Origin of the sequence: Exiguobacterium aurantiacum DSM 6208, assembly GCF_000702585.1 — a bacterium.
GTDB classification, from domain to species: domain Bacteria; phylum Bacillota; class Bacilli; order Exiguobacteriales; family Exiguobacteriaceae; genus Exiguobacterium; species Exiguobacterium aurantiacum.
The window spans coordinates 2,076,781-2,097,722 of record NZ_JNIQ01000001.1; the positions used below are offsets into that span (position 1 = coordinate 2,076,781).

At 52.3% G+C, this 20,942-nt stretch carries 18 protein-coding genes and 2 pseudogenes; 2 read left to right on the plus strand and 18 right to left on the minus strand.

What is annotated here, in order from left to right; genetic code table 11:
• Positions 1–92: 92 nt before the first annotated feature.
• From P398_RS0111005 to P398_RS0111040, 8 genes and pseudogenes are all read right to left on the minus strand, one after another.
• A complete protein-coding gene (locus P398_RS0111005) occupies positions 93–980 on the minus strand; it encodes a diacylglycerol/lipid kinase family protein (RefSeq protein WP_029335266.1) in 888 nt (295 codons plus the stop codon).
• Positions 977–2,482, minus strand: a complete 1,506-nt coding sequence (locus P398_RS0111010) for an ABC transporter permease/substrate-binding protein (RefSeq protein ID WP_029335268.1) — start codon at positions 2,480–2,482, stop codon at positions 977–979. Before P398_RS0111010 ends, P398_RS0111005 begins: the two co-directional genes overlap by 4 nt.
• A 10-nt stretch (positions 2,483–2,492) precedes the next feature.
• Positions 2,493–3,209: pseudogene (locus tag P398_RS0111015) on the minus strand (ABC transporter ATP-binding protein); the annotation flags it as partial.
• A 106-nt stretch (positions 3,210–3,315) separates the two neighbouring features.
• Positions 3,316–4,047 carry a 3D domain-containing protein gene (locus P398_RS0111020; protein WP_081828302.1) on the minus strand — a complete coding sequence of 244 codons (732 nt, stop codon included), beginning with the start codon at positions 4,045–4,047 and terminating at the stop codon, positions 3,316–3,318.
• A 227-nt stretch (positions 4,048–4,274) separates the two neighbouring features.
• Positions 4,275–4,733 (minus strand): GDYXXLXY domain-containing protein, encoded by a 459-nt coding sequence (locus P398_RS0111025; protein ID WP_029335272.1) that lies wholly within the window; start codon positions 4,731–4,733, stop codon positions 4,275–4,277.
• Positions 4,730–5,914, minus strand: a complete 1,185-nt coding sequence (locus P398_RS0111030) for a DUF2157 domain-containing protein (protein WP_024370224.1) — start codon at positions 5,912–5,914, stop codon at positions 4,730–4,732. Before P398_RS0111030 ends, P398_RS0111025 begins: the two co-directional genes overlap by 4 nt.
• Before the next feature lie 17 nt (positions 5,915–5,931).
• Complete coding sequence (locus P398_RS0111035; RefSeq protein ID WP_232819504.1) at positions 5,932–6,108, minus strand: DUF2187 family protein; 177 nt, start codon at positions 6,106–6,108, stop codon at positions 5,932–5,934.
• 65 nt (positions 6,109–6,173) lie between these two features.
• On the minus strand, positions 6,174–6,800 hold the full coding sequence (locus P398_RS0111040) for an NUDIX hydrolase (protein ID WP_024370222.1): 627 nt from the start codon (positions 6,798–6,800) through the stop codon (positions 6,174–6,176).
• Positions 6,801–6,896: 96 nt separating this feature from the next.
• Between P398_RS0111040 and P398_RS0111045 the strand changes: the two genes are divergently transcribed.
• Positions 6,897–8,444, plus strand: a complete 1,548-nt coding sequence (locus P398_RS0111045; protein ID WP_029335273.1) for an FAD-dependent monooxygenase — start codon at positions 6,897–6,899, stop codon at positions 8,442–8,444.
• Positions 8,445–8,463: 19 nt separating this feature from the next.
• On the opposite strand, the gene P398_RS0111050 is transcribed toward P398_RS0111045, so the two are convergent.
• From P398_RS0111050 to recU, 10 genes and pseudogenes are all read right to left on the minus strand, one after another.
• On the minus strand, positions 8,464–8,727 hold the full coding sequence (locus P398_RS0111050) for a hypothetical protein (protein WP_024370220.1): 264 nt from the start codon (positions 8,725–8,727) through the stop codon (positions 8,464–8,466).
• A 553-nt stretch (positions 8,728–9,280) separates the two neighbouring features.
• Positions 9,281–10,620 (minus strand): annotated as a pseudogene (locus P398_RS16155) (IS1182 family transposase); the annotation flags it as partial.
• 325 nt (positions 10,621–10,945) lie between these two features.
• Positions 10,946–11,521, minus strand: a complete 576-nt coding sequence (locus tag P398_RS0111060; RefSeq protein WP_024370218.1) for an NERD domain-containing protein — start codon at positions 11,519–11,521, stop codon at positions 10,946–10,948.
• A gap of 18 nt (positions 11,522–11,539) precedes the next feature.
• A complete protein-coding gene (gene gpsB / locus P398_RS0111065; RefSeq protein ID WP_228617751.1) occupies positions 11,540–11,836 on the minus strand; it encodes a cell division regulator GpsB in 297 nt (98 codons plus the stop codon).
• A 5-nt stretch (positions 11,837–11,841) separates the two neighbouring features.
• Positions 11,842–12,387, minus strand: a complete 546-nt coding sequence (locus P398_RS0111070; protein WP_029335275.1) for an SLOG family protein — start codon at positions 12,385–12,387, stop codon at positions 11,842–11,844.
• Complete coding sequence (locus P398_RS0111075) at positions 12,384–13,541, minus strand: ribonuclease H-like domain-containing protein (RefSeq protein ID WP_029335276.1); 1,158 nt, start codon at positions 13,539–13,541, stop codon at positions 12,384–12,386. The genes P398_RS0111070 and P398_RS0111075 overlap by 4 nt, the downstream gene beginning before the upstream one ends.
• Positions 13,538–15,787, minus strand: a complete 2,250-nt coding sequence (locus tag P398_RS0111080) for a DEAD/DEAH box helicase (RefSeq protein WP_029335279.1) — start codon at positions 15,785–15,787, stop codon at positions 13,538–13,540. The genes P398_RS0111075 and P398_RS0111080 overlap by 4 nt, the downstream gene beginning before the upstream one ends.
• Positions 15,788–15,803: 16 nt before the next feature.
• Positions 15,804–16,364 carry a hypothetical protein gene (locus tag P398_RS0111085; RefSeq protein ID WP_024370213.1) on the minus strand — a complete coding sequence of 187 codons (561 nt, stop codon included), beginning with the start codon at positions 16,362–16,364 and terminating at the stop codon, positions 15,804–15,806.
• An 81-nt stretch (positions 16,365–16,445) separates the two neighbouring features.
• Positions 16,446–19,070: a transglycosylase domain-containing protein gene (locus P398_RS0111090; RefSeq protein ID WP_029335282.1), complete on the minus strand. Its 2,625-nt coding sequence runs from the start codon at positions 19,068–19,070 to the stop codon at positions 16,446–16,448.
• Between the two features lie 20 nt (positions 19,071–19,090).
• Positions 19,091–19,690 (minus strand): Holliday junction resolvase RecU, encoded by a 600-nt coding sequence (recU, locus tag P398_RS0111095; RefSeq protein WP_029335283.1) that lies wholly within the window; start codon positions 19,688–19,690, stop codon positions 19,091–19,093.
• 322 nt (positions 19,691–20,012) lie between these two features.
• Between recU and P398_RS0111100 the strand changes: the two genes are divergently transcribed.
• Complete coding sequence (locus P398_RS0111100) at positions 20,013–20,864, plus strand: DUF3800 domain-containing protein (protein WP_051151328.1); 852 nt, start codon at positions 20,013–20,015, stop codon at positions 20,862–20,864.
• Positions 20,865–20,942 lie beyond the last annotated feature (78 nt).

A 20,942-nucleotide genomic window follows, 5' to 3' on the forward strand; every position in this document is an offset into this window, starting at 1 on the left:
TTTTCATTTCATTTTCATAATAATAGTGAAATACTAACACGGTTCAGAATCGAGGACAACAAAAAAAGAGAAAAGTCTGAATTCTTTTCTCTTTAAACGGTTTCATGGGTCGGCACGAAGAAAGCCAGCTCGTTCGGAAGGACGTCAATGTGCAATTCATCGGTTGTGAAATGTTCCCCATCGACATCGATGAGTTGTGGCTCTTCCAATCGGATTGTCAGATCGCTCATTTGGAGATGCACCCATTCGTCGGACGATTGTTCGAGCCCGAGTTGTTGCGCTAGCAACTGACGGATCATCGGGAAGCCGATCGCCGAGCTATGGACGACTTCCACGAGCCCATCGTTGAACGATTGGGTCGGTAGCTTCGTCGGAACCGTGCCCAAGTAAGCCCCGTTCCCGATATATAAAAAGCTGACCGCCCCATCATGGACGATGTCCCCGTCCCGTTCGATTCGAACGTTGAACGGGTCAAGCTCTCGAAATTGGCGAATCGTCGCCAAAAAATATCCGATGGAACCGAGCGTCTCTTTTTGGATTGGGTCGATCTGTCTCGACGCATCGGCAATCAAGCCGACACCGACAAAGTTGAGACCAAAACGTTCATTGATGCGCATGACGTCGACACTTTCCGTATGGTTCATTTTAATGATGCGGGCCGCCTCAATCGGCTCGACCGGGAGCCCGAGGGCACGTGCGAAGTCGTTGCACGTGCCTCCTGGAATCAACCCGATGCTTGGCCGCTCGTCTTTGGCGAGATGCATCAACCCGTTGACGACTTCATGGAGCGTCCCATCTCCGCCAATGACGAGTAAATGATCATACGATTTACTTGCTTGAGCGAGTCGTGCAGCATCCCCTTCGGCTAACGTCTTTTGAATATGGATTTCATCGTACAGCGATTCGACCGTGGCGACGACCTCCCCGAGCATCGTCTCGGACGTCCCAGATGACGGGTTCGAGATGACGAGTGCCTTCATAACAACCCTGCTTCCTCTAAAAAGTCTTTCGCCACGTCATAGGCGCGTTCATTCCCGTAGGCGACACGTCGATTCAGCTCGGACATTTCTTCATCCGTAATGAGACCGGCCAACTGATTGAGGGCGTCCTCGATTTCGGGATGTTCTTCGAGCGTCTCAGCTTTCAACAAAGGCGCACCTTGATAAGGCGGGAAGAACTGTTGATCGTCCTCTAAGACGACGAGATCGTTTTCGGCGATATCCGGGTCGGTCGCATACGCATCGACAAGATTGACGTCTCCACGGGCGATGGCCCGGTAGCGGAGCTTTTGCTCCATCGACGTCACTGATGGGAAATCAAGGCCGTAAGCTTGCTGTAATCCTGGATAGCCGTCTTCACGGTCTGTAAATTCAAGCGTGAACCCGGCCTGAATATCGTTTTGGACGTTCCGTAAATTAGAAATCGTCGTGATGCCTTCTGCTTCCGCGTAATCTCGCGGAATGGCGATCGCGTACGTGTTGTTGAACTGCATCGGTTCGAGCAAGACGAAACCGTCTTCAGCCAAGGCGTCACGCGCTTGTTCGTATACTTCTTGCGCATCGTTCGAGTTCGGTGTCTCGTCAACGAGGCTGGCGAGTACCGTCCCGGTGAATTCCGGATAAATGTCGACATCGCCGGAGCGGAGCGCCCCCCAGACGAATGTCGTCTCGCCGAAGTTCGGTCTGACTGAGACGCTTAAATCCGTTTCTTCTTCGATGAGCAGTTTATACATGTTCATTAAAATCTCTGGTTCTGGTCCTAGCTTACCGGCGACGACGAGGTCCGTCTGTTGCGTCCGGCCAAACGCGAGCGGGGCCGCGATAATCAACACAAGGATAGAGGAAACCGCGATGAGTTTCGTTCGGTTACGTGTCGCAGTCGCGCCTTCCATTTGACGAAGCAAGAAATCAAACAATAGGGCGAGAATGGCAGCCGGGATCGCGCCGAGCAGGATTAAGTAATTATCGTTCCGGTTGATCCCTAGCAAGATGAGTGTCCCGAGACCACCGGCCCCGACGAGAGCAGCGAGCGTGGCCGTTCCGACGATGAGCACCATCGCCGTCCGTATCCCCGCCATGATGACAGGCAGTGCGAGCGGGAGTTCGACCTTCAGCAAACTTTGATTCGGTTTCATCCCGCAGGCACGTGCCGCTTCGAGCAATGACTGATCGACCTCGTTCAATCCTGTGAACGTGTTGCGCAGGATTGGCAGGAGTGCATACAAGACGAGGGCGATTGTCGCCGGAAGCGCCCCGATCCCAACGAGCGGGATCATGAGGCCGAGCAAGGCCAAGGACGGGATCGTTTGAATGATTGCCGTGACACCGATTGCCGTCTCTGCGACTTTCTTACGGCGTGTGAGCCAAATTCCAAGCGGCACAGCGATCAACACCGCGATTAAAAGAGAAACGACAGAGAGCTGTAAGTGTTCGATGAGCGCTTCAACGAGCTCTCCACGGCGATTTTGAAACGTTTCAAGCATCGACCTCACCTCTTCCGCGTTGTGTGAATTCAAGGACGAACGGGTCATCACTCGCCCGAATCTCTGAAGGCGTCCCGACGACGACGAGCTTACCGTCTCGCATGAGGGCGATGCGATCGCCGAGCTTCATCGCCTCCTCAATATCATGGGTGACGAACAGAATCGTTTTTCCAAGCTCGTCGTTCAATCGTTTCACGTCATCTTGTAATTGACCGCGACTGATCGGGTCGAGCGCTGAGAACGGTTCATCCATCAAGATGACTTCCGGGTCGGCGGCAAGCGCGCGTAATACCCCGACGCGTTGCTGTTGACCACCGGACAATTCCGTCGGTTTCTTTTGACGGAGCACTGGGTCGAGCCCGGCAATTTCCATCAGTTCGGTCACGCGATCTTTCGTCTTTTGCTTCGGCCACTTCAATAATTCCGGCACGACCGAAATATTCTCTTCGACTGTTAAATGAGGGAATAAGGCAATTTGTTGCAACACATAACCGATGTTGCGACGAAGCTCATAAATATCAAACTGATAAATCTCACGTCCATCAATTAAAATTTTCCCGTCCGTGTGATCGATGAGGCGATTGACCATTTTCATCGTCGTCGTCTTCCCGCACCCGGACGGTCCGATCAATACGAAGATTTCCCCTTTTTGGACCGTCAACGTCAACTCTTTGACGGCCAACGTCCCGTCGTCGTAACGCTTGGAAACGTTTTGAAATTCTATCAACACAATCCCTCCTCGGCGCATTCCATAATGGAAAGTCAAATAATAATTTGCCCGATTTTTGACTTTATTAAACAACAAAAGGTTCTCCCTCTCGGAAGAACCTTGGTCAGTAGACAGTTACTTGAATATGGCGTCGGCCCCATTGAATGGCCTCTTGTTTCGTATCGACGAGCAAATCGACGATGTTTCCTTTAATGCGTCCGCCTGTATCGAGCGCGATCGCATCACCAATCCCCTCGAGATGGACTTTCGAACCGAGCGGGATGATGGTCGGGTCAACGGCAATGATTCGCATCCCGTTGTAGAAGATCGAGTCTGTCACGTCATGCCCGGTCGCAGTCAAGACTCGTCCGCCATACGTACCGTTATCGGCCGCATCGTTCGTATAAGCTGTTGACTCGACTTGAATGACCCGTCCTGTCGATTTCGTCGCCATCGGCTGAGCGACCGGAGCCTCTTCGGCACGTCGTTCCGCTCCTTGAGCCTGCTCGTCGGCGAGACGTGCGGCTTCGGCTTCTTCTGCCTTGCGCTTAGCTTCGAGTTCGGCGAGGCGTTTTGCTTCTGCTTCAGCTTTCCGCTCGGCTTCTTGTCGCGCTGTTTCTTCGGCAAGGCGTTTCGCTTCCGCAATCCGTTTCTCTTCGGCAAGACGTTCCTGTTCAGCGAGACGTTTTTGTTCCGCCGCCAGTTCGATTGCCTGTCGTTCTAATTCTAGTGGATTTTGGACAATTTTTTGTTCCGTCCCGATTCCGATTTGGGCGGCGTCAGCGGTCGTCGTGACGACGAGAGCACCGGCAATGGCAAACAAGACGGTCAACATATATTTAATGAGTTGCTTCATAGTAGGTTAGCACCTTTCGCGTTATGTAACGAACAGGTGTTAATTTACCATAATAGAACGGCTTAAAGTAGCTGTTCGCTTGAAGTGAAATATTTCTGACATATGACCGTCAATCCGGTTACAGATTGTAATATTTAATAAAAACGTTGCGGCAGTGCTCTTTGCGAAAAAAATTACAGACCCGTTACAACATGTCGTGTAACGAATCTGTAATCTGTTTGTCAAACTTATTCGGCATCAATCGGACGCAATTCGTGAGCCCGCACCATTCCCCACGGGGCTACATCGACATCGACTTCAAATTCTTTCTTGCCTCGAATATTTTCGACTTCGCTCTCCGGGACCCTGTATGAACTCAAGTCGTCGACATACACTTGTCGATCGAAATAGTTCGCCCGCGTCCCGCCAAAGAACGGACGAGAACTGACCCGGTCGACGGTCGCAAATCCATCTTCATCGGTCTTGAACGTGACGTACACCGTTCCGGGGTCGACGTCTTGTCGTCCTTTGAACGACTCATACTCCAAATAAATCGAATCACTGAAAAACGGATCGTATGGCTCGTAAGAGGTTGCCTTGAACGTGTAAGTTTGTCCAAACCACGTCACGGCATATACGAGTAAAACGAAACCGACGGCAATAAGCACTTGAACAATCGGCAACAGCCAAGGTGTCATGCGTTTCATGTCCGTACATCTCCTCTCGTCCGGCTACGCCACCACAATGCAAGCGACAACGCGAATACGATGAGCGCACCAATCAAGAAGAAGAGCGAGATGTCGAGACGGTCCCACACATAGATGAAGTAAATCGTCATTTGAACGAGCAAGAAATAAATGAACGCAAGCACGATCGGTTTTCGATTGTGGTCTTGCCAGACGAGATAGCCGAGCGCCACCACTTCTAAAAAGATGGCGAGCAAGATGCCACTATCTTCGAACAACGAGAATGGGACGACAGCGAGCAAACTCACCCACACTAATTCCGGACGTCGATGCAACAAATACACCCCGACGAGGATAGCGGACAAGGCTGTCGCTTCGAGCACGGACGGTTGGCGTTGTGACAACCATCCTTCCGTCGCATTAATCAAATAACCGATGGACAGGACAGCCGCGACGAACAAGTACAAGTAATTCCACTGGGCCCGTTCACGATAGACGAGAAACAGCACGTGAAGGATGACGAGCGCCCAAATCGGCCAAAATCGGCCTTCGTAATTGGCATATTGACCGACCGTGATCAAAAGCCCATAAAAACTGAACCAGGCGAAGATTCGGTCAATCTCATTGTCCACATAATGAAACCACACCCATGTGATCGCAAAACCGAGGATGATCAATGTCAGCCCGACCCCTTGAAAACTATTCGTATTCGCTAAAAACGCGGCCAAAGCGGTGATGAACGTAAAAATCGGATGTTGATAGATCAGTTTATGCAGGACGGCCACAGCGAACATGAGCCAAAATAAGAGCGGGATTTGCGAGGATAAGTTATAAGTGGTGAAGATGACAATCATCGTGGCGACGAAAAATACGATGCCGAGCACACGAAACAGCGTCACGTAACGCGGAGCCCGTGTTTGAAGTTGTTCTGCTGTCACATACATGGCTACCATAAAGATAAGGAAAATCGATACTTTAAGCAGGTCCGGAATCGCTTGCCAATTCGCGGCGACGAAACTAAACAGACTGAGAGCGAGCAGAATCGACCCGATAATCACGAGAATCGGCGGTTTGTGTTCGCGTTTCTCACGCACCGCCAATCGCTCATGTTCGTAGTCGACGAGCCGTTGACCCGTCACTTCGTCTAGCAAACCCGCCTCTTTCCATTCACGTACTTTTTTGTCAATGGACACCTGAATCATCCCTTTCTAAAAAAAGGTCAGCTGGCGCGTTCGATTAGTTCCAATTCTGTTTTTAGTAAAACTTGTTTCTCAAACTCGAGACCGAGTTGTTGAAATTCTTCCATTATGGAAACGTCTCCGATGACCGTATTCGTCAATACGGCAGTCACTTCAGCGACCCATCCTTCACGAGTAGACTTGACGATATCACCCACAGCGAATTCTACAGACACACCCATTCACTTCCAATCTTAAATTTGTTTCTATCATTATAACGAAATTATATCGGTTTGAATACGTTTTCTTTTATGTGTTTAATGAATTGTGACAATATTTTTCCAGTCAATCCCCAAATAATGTAGTCTCCATGTTCATAAAAAGGTTCTCTCATTTTAATTACCCGTTTTTCGTACGCTTTAGCGTTCGCCATGCGATCGAATGGTATATTTTGCGCCGGGTTCATCGTCCACTCCATCTCACCGTGGAACGGGTCCAAGTAGAGTAACGTATCGACCGGTACGGTGAACAAATGATCGACTTCTTCCGTCATGTGCACGTCCGGCAAAGTCGGGATGATGCCGACGAACGGATAGATGAGTTGACGATGCGGGGTGGCGAGTGGTTGCAGTCGACCGATGACTTCGATTTCACCAATCTTCATCTCGAGCTCCTCACTCGTCTCCCGCACTGCCGCCTCGACCGGCGTCTCTCCAGGATCGAGTCGTCCCCCGGGAAAAGCAATCTCCCCTGGCTGACGTCGCATCGTATGGGCCCGTACTTCGAAGATGACGTGCCAGACCCCTTCCCGCTCGATCAACGGGATCAACACGGCAGCGGACTGCTCGTAGTTCTCTTCCATGGAAAAGCTGTTGCGAAGCTCTGCTTCATTGATTGACGAATATTTCATTCGTTTCACCTCACTGTTCTTCTTTTCTACACTTCCACCGTTGTCTCCTCGTTTAAACGTGGCCGATGACGGAAATATCAATATTAACGATAGGAGATGGTAGATGTGGACCAACAAGTTGACGTATTGATTGTCGGTGCCGGACCGACGGGGCTCACCCTCGCCCTGACGCTCGCCCGATACGGCATATCGTTTGAAATCATCGATCGCAAGACGACACCATCAAACAACTCACGCGCGATCGGGATTCAGCCACGGACGATTGAAGTCTTTTCCCGGCTTGACGTCGCTAAAGAAGTACTCGACCGGGCCCGGACGATTGAAAAAGGAAATTTATATTTTTCGGGGCAATGGACAGCCAAACTCGAGTTTTCTCGTCTCGTCACCCCGTACCCGTTCGTGACGCTGCTCCGGCAAAACGAGACGGAAGCGATTCTCGAGCGCGCCCTCAACGCTCACGGACATGAAGTGAAACGCGGTGAATCGCTCATGTCCTTGACCCATTATCCGTCACGTGTCCTGGCCCACCTTGAATCGGATTCCTCGCGCACCCGGACGGTCGAAGCGAAATACGTCGTCGCGGCTGATGGGGCCAACAGTTCGATTCGACGCATGCTCGCCCTACCGTTCAGCGGTAAATCGTTCAAAGAGTCGTGGGTGCTCGCCGATATGAAGGCAAGATGGAACATCTCACGCGAAGAAGTGCATATCTTCTTCTCGGACCGCGGCGTACTAGAAGTATTCCCGCTGACCGACGATACGATTCGGATTACCGGTAACCTCGCCAACGACGAGGCGTTCAGCGAATCAAGATTGCGCGAACTCGTCGAGCAACGCAGTCACATGCCTGTCGACATCGATGAAGTCGAGTGGTTCTCGCTATTCCGCGTCCACAATCGGATGGTCGATGCGTTCATCCATAACCGCGTCATCTTAATGGGAGATGCCGCCCACATCAACTCACCGGTCGGTGGACAAGGCATGAACACGGGCATCGCCGACTCGTTCAATCTTGGCTGGAAGCTTTGGCTCCATCTCAAAGCCGGCGCCCCGTTCCGTGTCGTCGCGACATATCGTGATGAGCGTGAGCACGTCGCCAGGAATGTGCTTCAAACGACGAACGTGGCGACCGAGGTACTCCAGACGACGCTGCCGGTTTTATTACCGTTTCAAGCGCTCGGAGCCGACGTCTTCACCCGTGTCAATTTGATCAACCAAAAAATCACCGAGCGAATCGCTCAGCTCCACTTGTCCTACCCGTCTCATTCGCGTGTCCCGTTCCAACGTGTCGCCGAAGGAAAGATATTCCCGGAGATTGAAATGATTCGTACCGACGATGGCATGCGCCAAAAGATATCGGAAGTCGCTGACGGCCGCTTCCAAGTGCTCGTCCTCGACGACGGCGCCCGTGACTCGACCGAGCTTTATGATTATTTAAATACCCATCAAGCATACTTTCAAATTATTACGTTATCGAAGACGAGCCGTCCGTTCTTTGATCAAGGCAACGAACTCGCCAAATCGCTCTTCATGCGACGCGGTGTGCTCGTCATCCGTCCAGACGGCTATTTACTCCATAAGCAACGACATTTGCGGGTCGCCCCGTTCCGCGACACGATGCGTGAATGGTTGCCATACGCGTAGACGACAAAACGCCCGACTCTCATTTAGAGTCGAGCGTTTCTTTGTTGTAATACAAGATGCCTGGCGAGGAGAGCGTCAAATCATAGAACGCCTCGAACGCCTCGATGTCTTCAAGTTTTCGGAAGTCGATCTTGTTCGTCTCGCTGTTCGGGATGGCGACGATGATTCCTTCAGCGGTCGACCGGATCATCCCCGTCTGCCCGTTATGGATCCGGATGTAGAGCACATGCTCACTTTCAAGTAGTTTCACGGCCTCACGGCGTGATTGAATAGACGTTTTCACAGTCATCCTCCTCTTCCTTTTGAGTATAACGGGCGAAGTCGGTTGCTTTCAACTGTCCACATCGATAAAATTATGTAAAGAAGGGGTGGAACGATGTGGATATTGTATGGAATGATTTAAAAACGGTGATGATCCTTGCGCTCGGTGCGCTATTCGTCATCCTCGTGACGATTCGAACGATTCGAAACGTCCGCTGGGTTCGTTTTGGCGAAGCGTTCGGTAAACAAGGCGAGTCGCTGCTTGAAGATTATGCGTATTTGATTGAGAAAGGCATTGAATGCCGGGTCGAGCAAGGATTGCCGACCGGACGACTGTTTCGTCCGCTCGCAAAAAACTTAGATGACCGTGTCGCCCTGTTTGTCCATCGTAAAGATGAGGCCGCGGCCAGAGAACTATTAAAATAAGAAAAGGTGCCGTGTGGCACCTTTTCAGGCTGTTGACGAACCCATTCGCTTCTGGCGAATGGGTTCGTCTTTTTTTTGTGTTCAACGAGCTCGAGGCGCTCTGCCCGACATAAAATTGAAAAAATGCTATGTAGACGGTCGTTTTCGGCCAACAGGTTGGCCAGCTTCTTCATGTTTTGTGCGGTCGCTGCCACCAGATTGGCGCGGTCCACCGCCTCTTTCCCCCGGTAGAACGTGAAGCGGAGACCGTGGAGCTCCTTCCCGTCGGCGAACGAGCGCTCCACCGTCTGTGGCCGGAGACGGTAGAGGTGCTTGCCCGATGCGGACAGACGGTTCTCACTCACCGCTTCGCGGTAGGACTCATCGATGTGGCGGTTGATGACGCGCCGATGCGATCGGCTTGACGTGCACTTCTCGAGGAGCGGGCAGTTCTGACAGATGGCAGGATCGGACGCGTACTGGTGATAGCCGTGACGGTCGGTCGTCTTATAGGTGAGGTGCTGTTTCGCCGGACACAGATAGGCGTCCACGTCCGGCAGGTAGGTGAACCGCGTCTTTCGAATCATCCCCTTCTTCCCACCGAACCGCCGCCAGGCGATGACGCCGAAAACGCCGCGCTCGACGAGTGCCTTCGCGATCTCGGTCGTGTAGTAACCGGCATCGAGCGCGACCGCCTCGAGCGGATAGGCGAAACGGTTGAGGATATAGTCGAGACGGTCAAGATAGACGGTGCTGTCCGACACGTTCCCGGGCGTGACATGCACATCGACGATGAGGTTGTGCTTGGCGTCGACCGTCCGGTGCACCAGCCAGAAAAAGCCTTCCGGCTTCTGGTCACGGTACATATAGCCCGCGTCAGGGTCGGTCCGGCTCACCTTGACGAGTCGACGCTTCCTCTTCTGTCGCGCGGGCTTCAGTGCTTTTTTCCTCGTTTGGCCCGTTCCTCGTTCACCCGGCCGAGAAGCTCTTCCTCGACATCGCCGACGACCTGCTCGACCTCGACCTTGTCGAACTTCTTCTTGTTCGCGTTGGCTCGGATGTGGGTCGAGTCGGTGATCAGGATGCGCCCTGAAATGAAGCCGTGGGCTTCGGCCTGGCCCACGATGTCCTCAAAGATTTGTCGAAAGACGTCCGTGCCGGCGAACCGGCGTCGATAGGCCTGGCTGATCGTCGAATGGTCGGGAATTTTCTCGTCCATCCCGAGCCCGAGGAACCAACGGTACGCGAGGTTCGTCTCGATTTCCTTGATGGTCTGTCGCACGGAACGGATGTTGAACAGCGGGCCGAGCAGGATGATCTTGATGAGGATCTCGGGGTCGATGCCGGGCTGTCCGGTGTTTGAATACAGCGGCGCGCATAGCCGGTGGACGATGGAGAAGTCGATGTGGCGGTCGAGTTTGCGGACGAGGTGGTCTTTCGGGACCAGTTGGTCCAGCGAGGCGTCGGTGCGGATTGGTTCATGGCGTTTGGCGATATGGGCTCGGTACATGATGATTCCCCTTCCTGTTCGGAGGCGGTGACGATCCATACATACCAGTTCCCGCTTCTCGAGATTTTAGCCCGCATCGGGGGCTTTTTCTATCGGCCGTCGAGGCCTCAGAAAAAGACGAGAGGCCACCCAGGGGCGGCCTCTCGCGGCGCTCATCCGACGGCGCCGGAGACTCCTGAGGGATCAGCGAGCGGAGGGAGACCCAACAGCGACAACGTCGCGATGCGGCTCCCTGCTCGCCCCTAGGAAAGCGGAGGCACCAAGAGGATGAGCGAAAACATTCTGTTAGTCAACAATCTGAAAAGGTGCCGTGTGGCACCTTTTCTTATTTATGTAACTGACGCTCCGAGCAGTAATAAGCGACTTGCTTGATGATCGGCTCTGTCAGCAGTTCGAGCTTCGTGCGGGAGATGACATCATCGATTATCTCAAATGACGACGCACAGTTGGCCCGGACGCGTTCGACTTTCAATCGACTCGTCTCAGGGAAAATTAGGAACGAGGTGACCGGTACGGCCTGTCCGCATTCTTTCTTCAACCGGTTACGCACTTGCTTCGTCACCGACTCGAGTTCCGTGACCGGATGCGGATGAATGGTTTTCCAACCGAGTGATGTCTCAAGGCGACACTCCCGATTCGAGATGTGAACGGCCGCTGTCGTCCGATTGATTCGAACCAAAAATACACCTTTCGGGCCGACGAGTACATAATCGAACAAAGTCGAGGCAATCTCCACATGTTCAATCATCATCCAATCGAATCGACACGTATGTCGAACGATCTCTACAATCTCATCCGTGTATGATTTTGGCGGGTCCACCACTTCCACTTTCGTACGGAACAGCCCTTTTGTCTGTCGTTTCACCGGTTCTTTCGGAACGGCCGTCAACACTTGCAACATCCCATCCACCCCCTCTCGTTATTCGCTCGGTCCGACCTGTTTGCCAAAGACGGCTTTTTCTAGATTTGAGATACGTCGTAACATATCATAGTTCGAAGCGACCGGTTGCACTTGTTTCACCGGCTCAGGCTGATCCGTTGCACCGCGTCGCAAAGAATCGTTCTCTTGCTGTAGCCGCTCGATTTCTTTTGCCATCTTCTCATAGTCGCGGATGACGACATCTAAAAACTGGTCAACTTCTTCTTGTGAATAGCCACGGAGGGCGGTTTTGAATTCTTGTTTATAGATAGCTTCTGCTGTTAATTCCGTTTGCATCATCTTCACTCCCATTGTTGTTCCCATTGTTTTTCTTCTTCGATGACCCGTAAGTCCTCAGGTGTAATCATGAATAACTCCATTTGATGTTTCCGTTTCGCCCCTTCGACGAGAAAACGGGGGCTTCCTCCCGTCTCTTCGTCATAGAGCGTAATGAGTCCTGCTGCTTTATCCAAAAAGAACGCGGTTTTTGCCCGAAGTTGGCTCGGGTCTTCGTACGGACGCTGCGTCAAAGGCTCAAAGAAGTCGGCCTCGAGCTGAAGTTGGATATACAACTCTTGTTCGTACGGTTTATAGCGTTCCTCCATTTCCAAAAATGGCGGGAACACCGCAATCTTGATGGGGTATGTTTCTCTTAACTCTAACAATACTTGTCCGGCCCACAATTCACAACCGTTCGTACCACTAAAAATGAACCATTCGCCTCCAAGTTCGATCGCCTCGAGGATTTTGCGACGATACGCTTCTTGAATGATTTCGATTCCAGGATGATCGGCTTTGAAGATGCCGAGCTCGTGCGGACGGTAACCGGTGATTGCAACGACTTTCATAGACTCTTCCTTTCTAATCGTGCCAGACGATGCTTCAATTCGCGTTGTTCTTTAAAGGCGGTCTGCTTTAAGACGGTCCGACGCTGTTCAGCCAACTCGAGCGCCTGTTTTGTAAAGCGGATGGCGCGGGGAATGTCTTTTTGCCGATGTTCCGCATGCTTGGCGAGTTCAGTCAACGCCTCAATCGTCCCGATTTGTTCAAAGATCGGTAACGCTTCCTCGATGCGACCATTTCGCTTCAACAACATCGCTTGACGGAGACGGGCTCGTTTCGACGGATTCTCGAGCCGTTCATACGTTTGCAGAGCGGCTGCTTCGTTGCCGAGATCGTTCAACCAATGCGCACGCTCCTCTCCGAACGACATCCCCTCCCCTTCGACGAGATGGGTGAGTCTCGTGTAGAGGGAGACGAGGCTCAAGCAATCGGCATGGTGGTGCTCGATGACCGGTCGTAAAATCTCGGGTTCCCGGTCTTTGACGTACTGAAAATAATGCATCGGTGCCAAGAATCCAGGCAAGTCATCTGTCCGCTCATGTCCGAAATGGGCCTCGACCGCTTTGAGCGATACCGATTCGAGCGTCGGTTTCAACAGACGTCTCGACGCATGCAACAAGTCGACGTGTCCAACAGCGGGGAGTGCCTTCACTTTCGATTTCACGAACGTGTGGCGCGTCTTGATTTGCGGCCAATCAAACGACTTTCCGTTGTACGTCACAAAACGGACCTCGTCCCCGATATCGTTCAGAAAATGATAATAAAACGCCGTCTCGAACGCCGGATGGGGCAAGACGTACTGCACCATTTCAAGATGGTCATGCTGTACCCGCGCGAAGCCAATCAAAAAGATGGACGTTCCGGACCCACGAAGGCCGGTCGTCTCGGTGTCCATGAACAGCACTTGCCGGGCTGGGACGTCGACAGCGAAAAACGGATGGTTCGCCACGGATAGCGCTTGTTTTGCCGCGGCGTACGTGAAGTCATGATACGACGTCTCGAGCGGATACACTTCTTTCAGGCGGACACACCACTCGCGCTCGAACGTCAAAATCTCACCGCCTAACGCCTTCCACTTCTCTTGTTCGACCTCATCGGGTGATACGGTCACTTGTTTCGGTTCATTCGTTTTTATAAGTCGTGCTAATTTTGCTTTCATATCGTTCCTTTCAAGGCGTGCAACTGATTGATGACCTGCTGTTTAAAGTCGCCATAGCCGACCATACCGACACAGCGAGGACAACCGCTCACACACGGACAATCCTCGACAGTTCGAATCGCGGCATCTAAGATGGTCGAGGCGTCCCGATAGAGCGCCTCACTTAAACCGATACCACCCGGGTAACGGTCGTAGAGAAAGACGGTCGGTTTATTCGTATGGGTCGCTTTCATCTGAAGCGTCGTGAATAAGTCGTGACTGTCACACATAAGATAGAGCGGGGCAAGGCGGCGCAACAAATCACTGACCGCCTCGAGCTGATCTTCCATGTCGGCCTCGGAGTAAGCGAACCGTTCGTCGAGGGTGAACCACGTCGCCGTCGTATGAAGCTCGCGTTCCGGCAAATGGATCGGACCCGATCCGATGTTCTCATGCGTGCCGAACTTGATCTTTTTGAACAGCGTCGCCATCGCGATGACCGACACTTCACCGAACGTCTTGACGCCATCCGACTTGTTCTCTTCTAGCACTTTCAGCTCGACCGCCAAATTCGCGTCCGTATAATAATCGACATCGACTTGCCGGACGTACGCTTTCTTTTCCTCAAAATCAAGTTTTTCAACTTGATATTGTTCAGCGCCGTGCAAATAGATGGCCTCGTCATGCAACAGCGTCATTGCGCTGAACGTGTCCATCTCACCGATGACCTCGTGTTTAGCCGTCTGATCAACGATGACGACGTTTTCCTGATCGCTCGTCCGGAGCGAGATCTCATGAGCCGGGAATGAATCGGTCATCCAATAATACTTATCGGCCCGTTCGTGTAAGACGTGAGCGTCCGTCAAGAACTCAAGGACGTCTTCCGTCTCCACCGTGCCGAACCGTTCACCTTTATGAAACGGCAATTCGAAGGCGGCACATTTTATGTGATCGACGAGAATGATCAAGTTGTTCGGGTCAAGTCTCGCCGCCTCGGGCGACCGGTCCAAGATGAGATCTGGTTGGTCGACGACGAGTTGGTCGAGTGACGAGGACGAGGCGACAAAGATGACGAGCGCTTCAGAGTTCCGGCGCCCGGCCCGGCCGGCTTGCTGCCAAAGTGACGCCACCGTGCCCGGGTATCCGTTCAAGACGCACGCCTGCAGTTGCCCGATATCGACACCGAGTTCGAGCGCGTTCGTCGAGACGACCGCCTTGATCTCTCCGTCACGAAGACGACGTTCGATTTCTCGCCGCTCTGATGGCAAATACCCGCCGCGGTAACCGACGATTGATTTCGGGCCAAGTTCACGTCGGGTCAGTTCCTGTAAATACGTCAACAACACTTCGACCCGAACGCGCGAGCGGGCGAAAACGATCGTCTGGATGTCAGCCTCGACGAGCTTGGAAGCGATGCGTTTCGTCTCGAGCGTGGCGCTCCGGCGAATTCCGAGCGCCTCATTGACGACGGGCGGGTTGTAGAAGATGAGATGCTTCTTCCCTTGCGGCGCACCGTTATTGTCGACGAGCACGACGTCTTCTTCCGTCAACAGCTCGGCGAGTTCGACCGGATTGGCGATCGTCGCCGATGTCATGATCCATTTCGGATGACTCCCATAGTAGGCGCATATTCGTTTTAAACGACGGAAGACGTTGGCGACGTGACTTCCGAACACTCCGCGGTACGTATGCAGCTCATCGACGACGATATACTCTAAATTCTCGAATAAACGAATCCACTTCGTATGATGCGGCAGTATGCCAGAGTGGAGCATGTCAGGATTCGTGATGACGATATTGCCAGCGTCTCGAACTTTTGTCCGGGCGGCTGGAGACGTATCCCCGTCATACGTAAAACAGCGCAAATCTCCTTCGAGCGCCTCGACCATCGACATGAGATCAGTGTTTTGATCTTGGGCGAGCGCTTTGGTCGGGTAAAGATAAAGTGCCCGCGCGTTCGGTTGTTCAATCATCTTGGACAAGACGGGAAGGTTATAACAGAGCGTCTTCCCGGAAGCCGTCGGGGTAACGATCACGGTCGAGTTGCCGCGTGCCGTCTGCTCGATCGCCTCGGCCTGATGGGTGTAAAGCTGTCGGATGCCCCGCTCGTTCAAGACACGGACAAGGTCGGCCGGGACGCTCGACGGGATGTCGGCATATCTCGCCGGATGCGCGTCGACCGTGTGCCAATGAGTGACGTGGCTTGAGAAGCTCGGGTCGGTCTTCAACGTGTGAATCATTTCTTCGACGGAACGCTTTTTACGCATAAGTTCACCTTCTTTTTTACGATTTCGAAGGTGCAAGCCGCTCCACGATCTCCTTCACCTGTTCGATCCGTTCGTCGCGTACGAGCCGATGGATGGCTGGAAGGCGGAGGACGTGCATCGATTTGAAGGCGGCCGCTACATGTTCGTTCTCTGCTTCGAGCCGCTCGATCGCATCCGCATATAACAGATGTGTCGTTCGGCCGAATAAGACGATCGTATGTAGCTTCGTACATTTCGAATGGACCGCCTGTAAATGTTTCGTGTAGCGTTGCACCGTTTTATAATAATCTTCTCGCGCGGAGAGCGCTTGACGCTTCCCGCGTAACAGTTCAGCATAAAATGATTCGTCACCGAGAAACATCGTCTCGACGCCGATTCGTTTCAAATGAGGATGGCCCGCTGCTTCGGCGACAGCTTGATCATGAAGCAGTTTGCCGAACGGAATCGAATCGCCCAATAGGTTGCGTCCCATCTTCAAGCCGTTAATGCCGTGTAGCGGAAGACCAAGATCATCATCTTGCAGCCGATCGATTACAAATAACACTTTCATCTTACGTTTAAGAGAGAGTTGTACCATTTGTCACCATCCTATTCGCTTTCTTACCATTATAGCAAACGACAACGAAAAACAGGGCGATCGAAATCACCCTGTCGGTCGTTATTCATTGTTTCGGTCGGCGTTCCCGTTTCCACGGTCGCTATTCCCGTTTCCACGGCTCTCGTTTGACTCAGACGATTCCGAGTTGGACTGACGCTCAAGGTCGGTCCCAGACTCTTCTTCAGCCGGCGGCGTTTCTTCCGTCGCTGGCTCTTCCGTCGTCTCTTCCGAGTCCGTTTCATCGTTATTGCCGTTTCCATTGTTGTTGTTGTTACCGTTATTGCCGTTGTTTTCGTTCGACTGTTCTTCTTCGGCCGGCTCTTCAGCCGGTTGTTCAGTCTCTGGCTCCTCTTCTTCTTCAGCCGGTTCTTGGTTTCGTTGAACCGTATACTGTGTCTGAAGCGGGCTCGACTGTTGTTCGCCGACGAGTGGGTTCGTCGCCGTCGCGACGATCGTGAACGTTGTCGTCCCGTTCGTTAGACCCGAGATGTCGACACTCGTGTCCGACGTCGTAGCGACGACGCGTTCACTGCCGTCCGGACGCTTCTCCGTCACGGTGAACGAGAGGTCCCGATAGCCGTCCGCTTGCACCGCTTCTTTGTTATATGACCATGTCAACGTTCCGCGGTCCGCCGGGATATCGTAGTTGATCGATGCGCCGGTCGGTGCCGGGAGTTTGTCCGGTTCTAAATCTTTCGGTTTTGTCCCTTTGACGTACAGCTCGTTCCCGAGTGAGAGCACCGAGTCTGGTTGCTGGAACGCTGCCGGGCGACCGTTCGCGTTCGTCACTTCTTGCATCATATACTCGAAGTAGAACTGGGCGTAGTTCGGTTTCATTACCGTATCAGACGTCTCGTTCGAACGTCCGGTCCAAACGGCGATCGAGTAGTCGGTCGTATAGCCGGCGAACCATTTGTCCATATCGTTGTTCGTCGTCCCCGTCTTACCGGCGACGTCGTACGGGAAAGCACCTGGCTGATACGTCCCGTTCGATGCGCTGACGACGTCACGGAGCATGTCGGTCAACATGTACGCCGTATAGTCTTCCATCGCCTGCTTCGCTTTCACCGGCGAGTTGATCGTCGAGCCGTCGTTGAACTCGATTTTTTGAATCAAGTGCGGCTTCGTGTACATGCCGTTCGTGCCAAGGGCGGCGTAAGCGGCTGCCATCTGCGACGTGCTCGCTTCGGCCGCACCGAGCGCGTTCGAGGCGTTCATCTCGTCGCCTGACATCGATGGCTCAATACCGACGTTCTCGACGAACGATTTGATCGCGTCTTGTCCGAACTCGTCACGCACTTCATAGAAGGCACGCAAGGCCGGCGTGTTCGCTGACACGGTCAAGAAGTAACGCATCGTGTTATTTCCACGATAACCTTCATAGTAGTTCACTGGATTGTAATCTTCATCTTTGAACGGTGCGTCTTTTAATACTTTACCCGTTGACCATTGCCCGTTCTCAATCCCAGGGCCGTAGTCGAAGAACGGCTTCGCCGTCGATCCGATTTGACGCTTCTCGCGTGAGAAGTCGCGATAGTTCTTTTCGCCTTGCTCCGCTTGTTGGCTGTCGATCAAGGCGACGATTTCTCCCGTCTTCGTGTTGAGAACGGTCGCCCCCATCCGCAGGTCTTCCGGGAAGACGTTTTCGACGTTCATGAAATCGACGTTGTTCGATTTGATGTCGTTGTTGAACTTCGTATGCAAGTCTTTATCGATTGACGTATAGACTTTGAGCCCTGCCCCGTAAATGTCTGCCTGTTCGAGGCCGTAGTCTTCTTCGAGCTCGGCTTGGACGCGGGCGTAAATCGCACGCGTGTACGACTCGCCGTCCGTCTGTGGGGCCGGCGAGATGACGTCCGCGATCTCGACGTTGAGCGCTTCGTTGTATTGTTCTTCCGTGATGTGACCGTCACGCTTCATCGCGGCGAGCACTTGCTCTTGACGATAGCGCGTGAGTTCTTGGTCACCGCTGATCGGATCATACGCACTCGGGCGTTGCGGCAGACCCGCGAGGATCGCCGCTTCTTGATAGTTCACTTCCGATACAGGTTTGTTGAAGTAAGCTTTCGAGGCCGATTGCACCCCGTAACCGCCTGAACCGTAGTAGTTAATGTTTAAATACATCTCAAGAATCTGTTCTTTTGAATATTCACGTTCAAGTTTGATGGCGAGCCATTGTTCTTGGATTTTACGTTTCAGACTCTTCTCACTCGAGAGCATCGATTGCTTGATGAGCTGTTGCGTGATCGTCGAGCCACCTTCGGCCCCGAACCCGCCTGTCAAGTTGGCGATGACGGCGCCTCCGATGCGGCGAATATCAATCCCATTATGTTCATAGAAACGACGGTCTTCAATGGATACGACCGCTTGTTGCATCACTTCTGAAATGTCGTTGATCGACACGTATTCGCGCACTTGACCGCTCTCGAGCGGTTCCCCGTTCGATGAGATCAATTGGATCGGGTACGTCTTCACCAATTTCTCTTCGTCAAGCGGCGGTGCGGTCGCGATTGCGTAGGCTGAATAAGCGCCCGCGGCGACGACGCCGATAATGAATAGTAATGTTGCGATTAAAAGAATGCGGCGCCAAATCGGCTTCTTCGTTTTAGGTTTCGACTTTTTCGTCGTGTTCTTCTGTTTATTGGTCGTCGTGTCTTGTCGACGTGCCACCCGACTTCGTTCCATTCACGTTTCACTCCTTCTATTCAATCGAGCCACGCCTCAAGCACCGCCAAGTAGTCGACGGCAGGCAAGGCCCGGGTTGGGACTTCCATTCCATGTTGTTCGATATAGCTGAGCGGGATTGATTTCCGTCCCGTCTCGCGTTGTTCCCACCAGTCTAACAACTGGTCTGCCGATAACACATATTGCGTATTATAGCGGCTAAACCGGATGATGACAAAGCAAACCCCTCCATGTTTCATACAATCACGCATGTGTGTGATTTGGTGGTCATGAAAGTTGCCGAGCGGGAAAGACGTTTTATTGTTCGTCTCTTTCGCCTCGAAGTCGATATACTTCCCTCGGTACACCCCGTTATAATCGGTCGTCGAGGCTTGCTTGAAGTAAGCCTCCGTCACTTTGGCGGCGCTTCGCTTCGGATAATCGACTTTGACGATTTGTAGCGGCGTCGGTTTTTTATGGATGACGGCTTTGCCGTGCAACCGATAATACTCGTTCGTCTCGTTGAGAAGCGTCTCCAAGTTCATTCCCCGATTCGCATACGTCGGGGTCTCGGGTCGGCTCGGTATCCGATTGGACGATGTCGCTTTCTTTCCGTTTGGATAGTGGAACAATGTTGTCACCCCTACATCTCATTTTAGCAGGTCGGCCCACTCGTTCCTTCCGTCTAAGGTCTGATTGTCGAGTTCTGTCGTTCGACTCTGTCGTGGATTTTCCGCAATGCATATCGTACCAAACTCTTGTGTGTTAAACTAGTATGTAGTGTATTGTGTATTCAAATTGACACAAGCTTGTCACCGTGTCAGTGAATGTTTTTCTACAATAAGTCTTCTACTAATTAGCCATTTTACGATTGGCGTAAACCCGATTGATGAAAGTTTTAAACGAGACAGAAAAAGAGCGAAGCTTGACATCAATGAGATGTAGCTGTGTTGGAGGGGTACGATGGAAACACAAAAGAAGTACGTCATGTTCGTCGACGAGACTGGGACACCTAAAGGAAACACACAATTCAATTTGACGGGCGTTCTCATGGAATACAAGTACGCCATTGACGCGGACGAGGCCGGCATGCCTTGCGAATTGAAACGCCGCCTGTACGCGTTCAAACGTGATGTTTTCAAAACCGAGAACATCCCGCTCCATTTGAAAGAGATTTTAAAGGCTGAGCACCCGTACGGAAAAGAAGACGGCATCACGATTGACATGCTCCGCGATTTTTGGAACAAACTACCGGACTTTCTGCGTGACATCAATTGCACGATCATCAGCGTCGAAGTCGATAAGCAGAAGCTGCATGACTTCTATTCCACGCCGAAAGACCCTTACGTCGTCGCATTCGCTCACTTGATGAAGTCGTTTTACGCATTTCTTGAAGAGACGGAAGCGGTCAGCGCCCGAGTCGTCCTCGAATCGCGTGACGATTATCAGAATCTACTCATTCAAAAGGCATTCTTTGACATTTTTAATTCAGGAACGGTCCACCTCGATGTCGAAAAGAGCCGACAAAAAATCAAAGGGTTCATCTTCTCTGAAAAGCAAAACACGATGTATCAGTCTGGTCTAGAAATCGCAGACCTCGTCTGTCTACCGCTCTCGCGCGTACGTCGCGGCGTGATCGAAGTCAAACCACGGTTCGTCCATTATGGGGATGAAAACCGCATCTTTAAAGCAATCAAGGACAAGATTTACATTCGTAAAGAAAGTCCGGACCAGGATTTCCGCAACTGGGGATTCAAAAAAGTACCGATCACGAAAAAGCGCCGCGAATGGAGCGACCATCCGTGGAACCACTGAAACCGACCCCGTTGTCATCAACGGGGCCGGTTTTTTCTCTGTGGCTAGACGAGCATACGACCGCAGCCGACGTGTCAG